We start from the raw sequence: 9,386 nt of genomic DNA, 5'->3' as shown, positions 1-9,386 counted from the left end.
GGACGCCGGGCAGGACGGGTACGCCGAAGGGGCCGGACACGGCGGTCATGCCGAACAGGGCCGGCAGAGCGGGTACGGCGGGTACGCGGGCGGCGCCGAGTACGGCGGGTACGACGGGTATGGCGGACACGCCGGACACGTCCGGCAGGCCGGGCAGGACGGGCAGGACGGGTACGCCGAAGGGGCTGGACACGGCGGATATGCCGAACAGGGCCGGCAGAGCGGGCACGGCGAGCCGGCCGGCCGGAGCGGCTACGGCGAGCGCGTCGGCCACGGCGGGCCCGCCGAACCGCGCGGCCACGGCGGGGCCGTCGACCAGGGTGACCTCGAGGGGTACACCGCGCAGGGTGGGTACGGCCGGTACGCCGGGCAGGTCGGCGGTGGTGGCGGGCGGGCCGTTCCGGCTGTTTCCGGGGCCGACCTCGCGGCCCTCGTCGCCGACGCCTGCGGCGCCGACCCCGCCCGCGTCACCGGCTGGTTCACCGCGATGACGCGGCTCGGCGTGCTGCGCCCCGACCCGTCCGGCCGCCCGCGGTACGCGCATCCCCTCCTGCGGGACGCCGTGCTCGGCGGCTGGTCCACCGCCCGTCGTCAGGAGGCGCACCGGGCGGTCGCCCAGGCGATGCTGCGCCGGGGCGACCACATCGACGCGGTGGCACGGCAGTTGCTGGGCAGCGCGCCGGCCGGCCTGCCCTGGGCGCCGCGCGTGCTGCGCGACGCCGTCGCCGTCGCCGCCCGCGAGGGCCGCGCCGACGACGCCGTCCGCTACCTGCGCCGGGCCCTGCAGGAGCCGCTCCCCGACGACCTGCGCCAGCGCCTGCTGACGGAGCTCGGTTCGCTGGAGTACGCCGGCGCCGACGCCCCGACCGGCATCCCGCGGCTGTCCGAGGCGCTGGACCTGCCCGCCGACCCCCGCGACCAGGTCCGCACGGCGATCGCCCTGAGCACCGCCCTCGCCGGCCGCGGGGAGGTCCGCACCGCGGTGGCGGCGCTGCGCGGGCTGGAGTCCCGGCTGGCGGACGGCCACGCCGATCTCGCCCACACGCTGCAGACGGCGTCCGCGCTCCTGTCCGACCAGGACCAGACGGTCCGCGGCGAGGCCTACCGCTGGGTGACGGAGACCGCGGAGCGCTCCCCGCGCCTGGTCGGCGCCTCCGGCCGGGCCCTGCTCGTGCGGTACGCGGCCACCGCCGGGGAGATCTCGGCCCGGGAGGCGATGCGGCGCCTGCGCTCGTTGCTGACCGAACCGGCCGACCCGCTCGCGGAGCCTTTCCTGCTGGGCACGGCGGCGGCGGTGGCCCAGTGGGCCGACGAACTCGACGAGGCGGACCGCCTGGTGGAGCGCGGCCTGGCCGGGCAGCGCCCGTCCCTGCTGCACCCGATGGCCCAGGCCCTGCTGGACACCAGGTGGGACACGGCGGCGGCGCGCGGGGCGTACGGCGTCCTGCTCGGGCCGCACCCCGGGGGCCGCTCCCGGCGCGCCGACGGCGGCCCGGCCAACGCCGACGCGCACGTCCTGCTGGCCCTGGTGGAGACGGGCCGGACGCGGGAGGCCCGCCGGCTGGCGGACGCCTTCGACCTCCGTGGCACTCCCGACTCCTGGGAGCTGAACCGCTTCCTGTACGCGCGGGGGGTGCTGCGGTTCACCGAGGGCGACGTCGCCGGCGCCCTCCACGACTTCCTGGAGTGCGGCCGCCGGCAGTCCGCGCGCGCCGTCCTCAGCCCCGTCGTCACACCGTGGCGCACGGCGGCCGCGGAGTGCCGGCTCGCGCTGGGCAACCCGCAGGAGGCGCTGACGCTCGCGGCGGAGGAGCTGCGGCTGGCCCGTGTGTGGGGCACCCCGCGCACCGTGGGACGGGCGTTGCGTGTCCTGGGCCGGGCGACCCGGGGGCGGCGGGGCCTGGAGCTGGGCGCGGAGGCGGTGGCCGTGCTGCGCGACGCCCCGGCCGAGGCGGAGCTGGTGGCCTCGCTGCTCGCCCACGGCCGGCAGCTGACCGACGCCGGCGACCGCGGCCGGGGCCGTGAGCATCTGCGCGAGGGCGCCGAACGCGCCGAGCGGCTGGGCAACGTCCGTCTCCTGACGCATGCCGAGCACGCCCTGCGCACCGCGGGCGCGCGCCGCACGACCCCGGCGCACACCGGCTCGGCGGCCCTCACCGGCAGCGAGCGCCGGATCGCCGAACTCGCGGCGGAGGGCCGGACGAACACGGAGATAGCGCAGGTGCTGCACCTGGCCCGCCGCACCGTCGAGACCCACCTGACCAGCACCTACAAGAAGCTGGGGATCCGCCGCAGGGGGGAACTGCGCGAGGCCCTGCGGCAGTGAGCGGCGCCCCGACCGGCGATGGCGCGGAGCGTCCGGGCGCGTCCGGCAGGGCCCGGTGAACAGGACCGCGTGGAGCAACTGCCGCTGGCTGCAAGGGATTTCGGTCACCGAACGCGCTGTGACAGGTCTGCGACCGAAGGAGTGGCCGGTGTCACAGCCGCTCGACCGGCGGCCTGGTGTGATGGCCGGATGCGTACCGCACTCACCGCCCCGCGCGGCTTCCTGCCGCCGCTCGCGGTGCACCTGCTGATCGGTCTCCCCACGGCGGTCGTCGTGCTGTGCGCGCGCTGGTACCTCGCCCACGGGCACTGCGACCAGGGCGACCTGCGCCGCCGCGACCTCGACCTGTGCACGTACGACCAGATCGAGAACAGCGGCTTCGTGCTGACCGCGCTCGTGCTCTTCGCCGGGTTCGTCGCCCTGCTGCTCGTCCTCTTCGACGGCCTCGGTCCCCTGCGGACGGGCCGTCCGCTCCGGCACCGGCTGGTGACCCTCCCCGCGATCCTGCTGCCCTACGCGGCGTACGCCGTGCTCGCCGGGTGACGTTCCCGGAGCCTCGCGCCGATCCTGTGACGCGTATCACGTCACCGGGCCGATCACTCAGGCCCTCCGCGCACGTCGAACAAAGGACGGACAGAACACGGGCGCAGACGAGCGCAGGCGAAGGGACACGATCGAGATGACCGCACCAGTGAAGGGCCCCGCGAGCTACTTCCCGTCCATCGAGAAGAAGTACGGCCGTCCGGTCGACGAGTGGAAGAGCCTGATCCGCTCCTCGCCGCTCACCCGGCACATGGAGCTCGTCGGCTGGCTGAAGGACGAGCACGGTCTGGGCCACGGCCACGCCAACGCGCTGGTGGCGCACACGCTGGCGGAGGACGCCGGACGCTGAGCCTTCGGCGTGCGCCTCAGCGGCCGCCGGCGCCGTTGCCGCCCGCGGCCGAACGCCGACGGCCCTGAGCGGGACGGCCGCGCCGGGGGCGGGGGGCGGAGCCGTTGTGCTCGCCGCTCCGCGCGCCGCCGTCACGGCCCGAGCCGGAGCCGGAGCCCTTGCGCGCCGCGCCGCTTCGCGCGGGACGGCTCTCGGCGACGACCGGAGGGGCGAGGACGACGGGCACGCCCGAGGGGGCCTGCGCGCCGGTGATGCGGCTCAGCTCGTCGCCTCCCGAGCGGACCGGGGTGGTCTGCGGGGTGATGCCGGCGTCCGCCATCAACCGTGTCATGTCCCGGCGCTGATGCGGCAGCACCAGCGTGACGACGGTGCCGGACTCGCCCGCGCGAGCCGTACGGCCGCCGCGGTGCAGGTAGTCCTTGTGGTCGGCGGGCGGGTCGACGTTCACGACGAGGTCGAGGTTGTCGACGTGGATGCCGCGGGCCGCGACGTTGGTCGCCACCAGCACGCTGACGTGACCGTCCTTGAACTGGGCCAGGGTCCGGTTGCGCTGGGACTGCGACTTGCCGCCGTGCAGGGAGGCCGCGCGCACCCCGACCGCCAGCAGCTTCTTGGCCAGCCGGTCGGCCGCGTGCTTGGTGTCCAGGAACATGATCACGCGCCCGTCGCGGGCGGCGATCTCCGTGGTCGTGGCGTGCTTGTCCTCGTCCTCCACGTGCAGCACGTGGTGCTCCATCGTGGTGACGGCGCCCGCCGAGGGGTCGACGGAGTGGACGACGGGGTCGCTCAGGTAGTTGCGCACCAGCCGGTCGACGTTGCGGTCCAGGGTGGCGGAGAACAGCATCCGCTGGCCGTGGGGACGCACCTGGTCGAGCAGTGCGGTGACCTGCGGCATGAAGCCCATGTCGGCCATCTGGTCGGCTTCGTCCAGGACGGTGACGGCGACCCGGTCGAGCCGGCAGTCGTCCCGGTCGATGAGGTCCTTGAGGCGTCCGGGCGTGGCCACGACGACCTCGGCGCCGGCGCGCAGGGCGCTCGCCTGCCGGCCGATCGACAGCCCGCCGACCACCGTGGCGATCCGCAGCCGCAGCGAGTGGGCGTAGGGGGTGAGGGCGTCGGTGACCTGCTGGGCCAGCTCACGGGTGGGCACGAGGACCAGGGCCAGCGGCTGACGGGGCTCGGCCCGCTGCCCGGCGGTGCGGGCCAGCAGGGCCAGCCCGAAGGCGAGGGTCTTGCCGGAACCCGTCCGGCCACGGCCCAGGACGTCCCGGCCGGCCAGTGAGTTCGGCAGCGTGGCGGCCTGGATGGGGAACGGAGTGGTCACGCCCTCGGCGCCGAGGGCGGTCAGCAGCTGCTCGGGCATGTCGAGCTCGGTGAAGGACTCGACCGCGGGCAGCCCCGGAGTGAGGGTCACGGGCACGGCGAACTCACCGCCGGACGCGGCGGGACGGCTCCCGCGTCCGTTCCGACCGGCTTTGGCCGAACGGGACGAGGCGCCCTGGCGCCCGTCCGTACGGGAGCGGACGGAGCTGTTGCGGTTCATCCGTGACCTTCCTCGAAAGGGCGACACACCATGAGCCGGGGCCCGCACTCGAGAGTGCGGGCCCCGGCCGTGTCGTCCGCTTGAAACAGACGTCAGACGATTCAGGCGGGGAGGATGTTCTCCGCCTGCGGGCCCTTCTGGCCCTGCGTCACGTCGAAGGTAACCTTCTGGCCTTCCTGAAGCTCACGGAAGCCAGACGTGGCGATGTTCGAGTAGTGGGCGAAAACGTCCGGGCCGCCACCCTCCTGCTCGATGAAGCCGAAGCCCTTTTCCGAGTTGAACCACTTCACGGTGCCAGATGCCATGCTGTATCTCCTTTGGGGCAATGCCCGGAGTCCACACCTTGCGGACCCGGTGTCGCAGCATCAGGTAAAGCCCCAAAAACAAAAAGAGTGCCCGTCGACGTATGGTCGAAGAGCACTCAGAAGCCTCTAACCGAAACTGCCACTTCTATCACGGTAGCACAGGTCGGCATGCGGAGTCTGCACGGAGGGGCCGGCCGTGTGTCGACCGGTCGGCGACCGGTGGCGCGGCGGCCGACGGGACGTCCACGGGAGCACCGGAAATGATCTATCACGTCGTACCGCTCGACGACTGGAGCGCCGAACCCGACCGGCCCTATGCGCCGGCCTCCCTCGCAAGGGAAGGGTTCGTGCACTGCTCGCCCGACGAGGAGACCACGCTCACGATCGCCGACGCGTTCTACCGCACCGCCCCGCGCCCGCTGCTGGCCCTGGTCCTGGACGAGACGCGGCTCACCGCGAGGTGCGTGTGGGAGGCGGCCGCCCCGGCGCCGCCGCCCGGCGTGCAGGAGGACACCCGGTTCCCGCACGTCTTCGGCCCGCTCGACCGTGACGCCGTCGTCCGCGTCCTGGAGGTCCGCTGGGACGAGCACGGCCGGGCGACCGCCCTGACCGACGCCGGCTGACCGACGCCGCCGACCGGCCGCCCTCGTCCGACGCCGACCGACCGGCCGCCCTCGTCCGACGCCGCCGGCCCGGCCCCGACCTGTGCGCCTGTGGGCCCGGGGTGTCGGTCGGCCGTCCGGCTCGAAGGTCAGAGGTCGAACTCGTGCGGCGGCAGGTCGAGGGTGAAGCAGGCCTCTCGCACCACGGCCTGCTCGGTCTTGTCGAAGTCGCCGTCGGCGCCGCCGATCACGATGCCGATCTGGACGACGGCGCGGGCCTCGGCCGGCTTCTTCTTCGCCTTGGCGATCTCCTGCAGCACGCTCACCTTGCCGAAGGCGAAGTCGGCGGTCAGCTTGCTCAGGTTGTCGTCGAAGCGCCGCTGGAGGTCCGCGGCGTCGAAGTTCTGCAGCACCTCGTTGCTGGCGATCAACTGGGCCACGCGCTGCCGCTCGGCGGGGTCGATGGCGCCGTCGGCGGCGGCGACGAGCGCGCACATCGCCATGCTCGCGTCGCGGAACGCGCCGCTCTTGAGGTCGTTCTTCTTCGCCACGAGCTGGGTCTGCATCGTCGACGCGGACTCCTTGAAGCGGTCCCACAGGGCCATGGAGAACTCCACACGGTCGGTTCGGTTCGGTATCCGCACCACAGGTGCGGCACCATCTACAGCAACGTAGAAACTACCGGCCGACCGGATAAGTTCCGGCGGGGTCCAGGGACGTGGCCGAGCCCGCGGGCGGCGGGACGGGCGGGCTCGGCGACGGCCGGTTCAGCTGAGGCAGAGCAGGCCCAGCAGACAGACCTCCGAGGGGGAGGTCGCCGCGGCCGCGGGCTTCGTCTGCGACGACGCGCCGGCGCCCGAGGCGGAGCCGCCGGAGGCCGAGTCCGACGACGAGGAGCCCGAGTTCGAGGCCGAGGAACCCGAGTTCGCGGTCGAGGAGCCTGAGTTCGCGGTCGAGTTCGAGGCACTCGTGCCGTCGTCGGCGGTCGACGCGGACGACGACGTGGAGGACCGCTGTCCGGTCGAGCCGACGGGAGCGGTGACCGCGGCTCCGGAGGACGAGGAGCCGGCGCGCCGGCTCGTCGCGGACGTCCGCGCGTGGGCCCCGGGCGCGGCGGCGTCCGGGCGGCCGTCCGCCGGCGTGTACCGCTCGCCCCCGAGCTCGGTGGCCGCTGACCGCGACGCCGCGGTGGCGGGGGGCGCGGCCCGGTGGCCGCCGGACCGGGTCACCGTCGGGCGGGTGTGATCGGAGGTGAGGTCCTCCCCGCCCGACGCGGTGGGCAGCTCCGGCGCGGCGGCCGCCTGCGTCCGGTCGCCGCCCTGCCGGTCCAGCGCGGCGACGGTCAGCCCGCCCCCGACGAGGGCGACGGCCGTCGCGACGACGGCCCGGCGCTGGTGCTTCTTCCAGCGGGCCAGCTGCCGCCGCCGGGCGGCCCGCCCCCGCGGTGCGGTCGGCGCCGGATCGGCGATGGACGCGCTCTCCGGTGCGGACGGCGCGACGGACTCCGGACCGCGTGAAGGCTCCGTCCGGGGGGCGGGGTCCGCGAACACGGCGTCCGCGTACGGCGTGAGTTCCGCGTGTGGGGCGGGCTCCGCGTGTGGGGCGGGCTCCGCGTGTGGGGCGGGCTCCGCGTACGGCGTGGGCTCCGCGTGTGGGGCGGGCTCCGCGTACACCGTCGTGTACGTCGGCTGCGCGATCCGGGCCGGGACGGTGCGGCCGTGGGCCGTGACCGGAGCGATGTCCGGGGCGTAGGCCCCGCACCCGGGACACACCAGGGCGCCGTTGAGGTGCCGACGACACGAGGAGCAGTAGTCCATTGCGGTCTTCCTGGGTTGACGTGCCGACACCCCGCCGGGGGCCGTGACCTGGTCACGTTCGCACGGGGGATCGAATGTCCGTCACGCTAACGAGTCATGCGCGAGACGGTGTGCAGTCTCTGTGAGGCTCCTGCGCGGATCCCTTGAGGGGCTGGGGGACGTCCCCCTGTCCGTCCACTCATGTGAACAGAAATCAAGTACCCGACTCTTGACGTGCCCATACCAGCCCCCTAGCTTCCCGGAGAAAGCGCTTTCCAGTTCGGCCGACCGCACTCGCCCCGTTCCTGGAGATGAACATGCAGCTGAGATCCGTCATGGCGTGCGTCAGTCTGGTGTCCGGCGCGCTCGTCGCGCTGTCCGGTCCCACGGCGCAGGCCGCCACCACCCGCTACGAGGCCGAGGCGTCCCCGGCCGTCTGCACCGGCACCATCGACTCCGACTGGACCGGCTATTCCGGCAGCGGATTCTGCAACGGCGCCAACTCGACCGGCGGCTACGCCCAGTTCACGGTGAACGCGGCCACGGCCGGCACGGCCACCCTGAGCGTCCGCTTCGCCAACGGGAGCGCCGCCGCCCGCCCGGCCTCGCTCGTGGTCAACGGCGCCGCCGTCCAGACGCCGTCCTTCGAGGCCACCGGCGCCTGGTCGACCTGGGTCACCAAGACCCTCACCGTCACCCTGAACGCCGGCGCCAACACGATCCGGCTCAACCCGACCGGCTCCACCGGGCTGCCCAACGTGGACTACGTCGACGCGGTGACCGCCGACGGCGGCGGCACCACCCCCCCGGCCGGCGGCGCGATCTACGTCTCGCCGGCCGGCGTCGACGGCGCGGCCGGCACCCAGTCCGCGCCGACCACCCTCGCCTCGGCGATCGGCCGCGTCTCCGCGGGCGGCACGATCTACCTGCGCGGCGGAACCTACAACCAGTCCTCGACGGTCACCGTCCCGCAGACCAGCAACGGCACGTCCGGCGCCCGCACCACCCTGTCCGCCTACCCGGGCGAGAAGCCGGTCCTCGACTTCTCGGCGCAGAGCGAGAGCTCGACGAACCGCGGGCTGCAGCTCTTCGGGTCGTACTGGCACGTCTACGGCATCACCGTGCAGCACGCCGGCGACAACGGGATCTACGTGGGCGGCAGCCACAACGTCGTCGAGCGCACGGTGACGGCGTACAACCGCGACACCGGACTGCAGCTCGGGCGGATCGCCTCCACCACGCCGAGCGGCCAGTGGCCGTCGGACAACCTGATCCTGAGCGCCGAGTCGCACGACAACGCCGACTCCGACGGAGAGGACGCCGACGGCTTCGCCGCCAAGCTCACCACCGGCACGGGCAACGTCTTCCGCTACGCCGTCTCGCACAACAACATCGACGACGGCTGGGACCTCTACACCAAGACGGACACCGGCGCCATCGGCCCGGTGACCGTCGAGGACTCCCTCTCCTACGACAACGGCACCCTCTCCGACGGCACCGTGAACTCCAACGGCGACCGCAACGGCTACAAGCTCGGCGGGGACGACATCGCCGTGAACCACGTCGTGCGGCGCAGCATCGCCTTCCACAACGGCAAGCACGGGTTCACCTACAACAGCAATCCCGGCTCGATGGCGGTGTCGAACAACCTCAGCATCGACAACGCCCAGCGCAACTACTCCTGGGACGCCGGGACCTCGGTGTTCCGCGGCAACACCTCGTGCCGGTTCGGTGTGAGCGGGTCGAACGACAAGACGGTCGGCGACGCCGACGCCACCAACCAGTTCTGGACCGGCGCGAACGGCTCCCGGTGCGCCTCGTACTCGGGCGCCCTCGGCTGGTCCTTCGCCTCGGACGGCCGCCTCGTCGTGACGCTGGGAGGCAGGCAGGTGACGTTGTGACCGGCTCCGACGGCAGGTGAG

Annotated in this window: 9 protein-coding genes; 5 read left to right on the top strand and 4 right to left on the bottom strand. The window is 73.6% G+C overall.

Going from position 1 to position 9,386, the window contains the following annotated elements; translation table 11 throughout:
* The 3 genes from ACFVYK_RS08520 to ACFVYK_RS08510 form a co-directional block, all read left to right on the top strand.
* The coding region (locus tag ACFVYK_RS08520) for a LuxR C-terminal-related transcriptional regulator (protein WP_389770214.1) at window positions 1–2,326 on the top strand (2,326 nt) is incomplete at its 5' end.
* Between the two features lie 189 nt (window positions 2,327–2,515).
* A complete protein-coding gene (locus ACFVYK_RS08515; RefSeq protein ID WP_389770212.1) occupies window positions 2,516–2,869 on the top strand; it encodes a hypothetical protein in 354 nt (117 codons plus the stop codon).
* A gap of 136 nt (window positions 2,870–3,005) precedes the next feature.
* Window positions 3,006–3,218, top strand: coding sequence for a DUF4287 domain-containing protein (locus tag ACFVYK_RS08510; protein WP_389770209.1), 213 nt, complete (start codon window positions 3,006–3,008; stop codon window positions 3,216–3,218).
* Window positions 3,219–3,234: 16 nt separating this feature from the next.
* Here ACFVYK_RS08510 and ACFVYK_RS08505 read toward each other — a convergent pair whose 3' ends face one another.
* Both ACFVYK_RS08505 and ACFVYK_RS08500 read right to left on the bottom strand, forming a co-directional pair.
* Window positions 3,235–4,761: a DEAD/DEAH box helicase gene (locus ACFVYK_RS08505; RefSeq protein WP_389770206.1), complete on the bottom strand. Its 1,527-nt coding sequence runs from the start codon at window positions 4,759–4,761 to the stop codon at window positions 3,235–3,237.
* 101 nt (window positions 4,762–4,862) lie between these two features.
* Entirely contained in the window at window positions 4,863–5,066 is a 204-nt protein-coding gene (locus ACFVYK_RS08500) for a cold-shock protein (protein ID WP_057577999.1), read from the bottom strand.
* Between the two features lie 260 nt (window positions 5,067–5,326).
* On the opposite strand from ACFVYK_RS08500, the gene ACFVYK_RS08495 reads away from it, so the two are divergent.
* The gene (locus tag ACFVYK_RS08495) at window positions 5,327–5,689 is read left to right on the top strand and encodes a DUF952 domain-containing protein (RefSeq protein WP_389770204.1); all 363 of its coding nucleotides are present in this window, start codon (window positions 5,327–5,329) and stop codon (window positions 5,687–5,689) included.
* Window positions 5,690–5,817: 128 nt separating this feature from the next.
* Here ACFVYK_RS08495 and ACFVYK_RS08490 read toward each other — a convergent pair whose 3' ends face one another.
* Together ACFVYK_RS08490 and ACFVYK_RS08485 are read right to left on the bottom strand one after the other, a co-directional pair.
* Window positions 5,818–6,273 carry a tellurite resistance TerB family protein gene (locus ACFVYK_RS08490; protein WP_389770201.1) on the bottom strand — a complete coding sequence of 152 codons (456 nt, stop codon included), beginning with the start codon at window positions 6,271–6,273 and terminating at the stop codon, window positions 5,818–5,820.
* 162 nt (window positions 6,274–6,435) lie between these two features.
* Window positions 6,436–7,485: a hypothetical protein gene (locus ACFVYK_RS08485; RefSeq protein ID WP_389770199.1), complete on the bottom strand. Its 1,050-nt coding sequence runs from the start codon at window positions 7,483–7,485 to the stop codon at window positions 6,436–6,438.
* Between the two features lie 296 nt (window positions 7,486–7,781).
* Here ACFVYK_RS08485 and ACFVYK_RS08480 point away from each other — a divergent pair, with 296 nt between their 5' ends.
* Window positions 7,782–9,365 carry a carbohydrate-binding protein gene (locus ACFVYK_RS08480; protein ID WP_389770197.1) on the top strand — a complete coding sequence of 528 codons (1,584 nt, stop codon included), beginning with the start codon at window positions 7,782–7,784 and terminating at the stop codon, window positions 9,363–9,365.
* The last annotated feature ends 21 nt before the right edge of the window (window positions 9,366–9,386 follow it).

This window comes from Streptomyces sp. NPDC058291 (assembly GCF_042880855.1).
GTDB lineage: Bacteria > Actinomycetota > Actinomycetes > Streptomycetales > Streptomycetaceae > Streptomyces.
The sequence above is the reverse complement of the archived record's forward strand: the minus strand, read 5'-3'. Positions and strand labels throughout refer to the sequence as shown.

Coding starts and splice junctions, on each gene's coding strand:
- ACFVYK_RS08515 (WP_389770212.1), top strand. CDS start 2,516: ATGCGTACCGCACTCACCGCCCCGCGCGGCTTCCTGCCGCCGCTCGCG.
- ACFVYK_RS08510 (WP_389770209.1), top strand. CDS start 3,006: ATGACCGCACCAGTGAAGGGCCCCGCGAGCTACTTCCCGTCCATCGAG.
- ACFVYK_RS08505 (WP_389770206.1), bottom strand. CDS start 4,761: ATGAACCGCAACAGCTCCGTCCGCTCCCGTACGGACGGGCGCCAGGGC.
- ACFVYK_RS08500 (WP_057577999.1), bottom strand. CDS start 5,066: ATGGCATCTGGCACCGTGAAGTGGTTCAACTCGGAAAAGGGCTTCGGC.
- ACFVYK_RS08495 (WP_389770204.1), top strand. CDS start 5,327: ATGATCTATCACGTCGTACCGCTCGACGACTGGAGCGCCGAACCCGAC.
- ACFVYK_RS08490 (WP_389770201.1), bottom strand. CDS start 6,273: ATGGCCCTGTGGGACCGCTTCAAGGAGTCCGCGTCGACGATGCAGACC.
- ACFVYK_RS08485 (WP_389770199.1), bottom strand. CDS start 7,485: ATGGACTACTGCTCCTCGTGTCGTCGGCACCTCAACGGCGCCCTGGTG.
- ACFVYK_RS08480 (WP_389770197.1), top strand. CDS start 7,782: ATGCAGCTGAGATCCGTCATGGCGTGCGTCAGTCTGGTGTCCGGCGCG.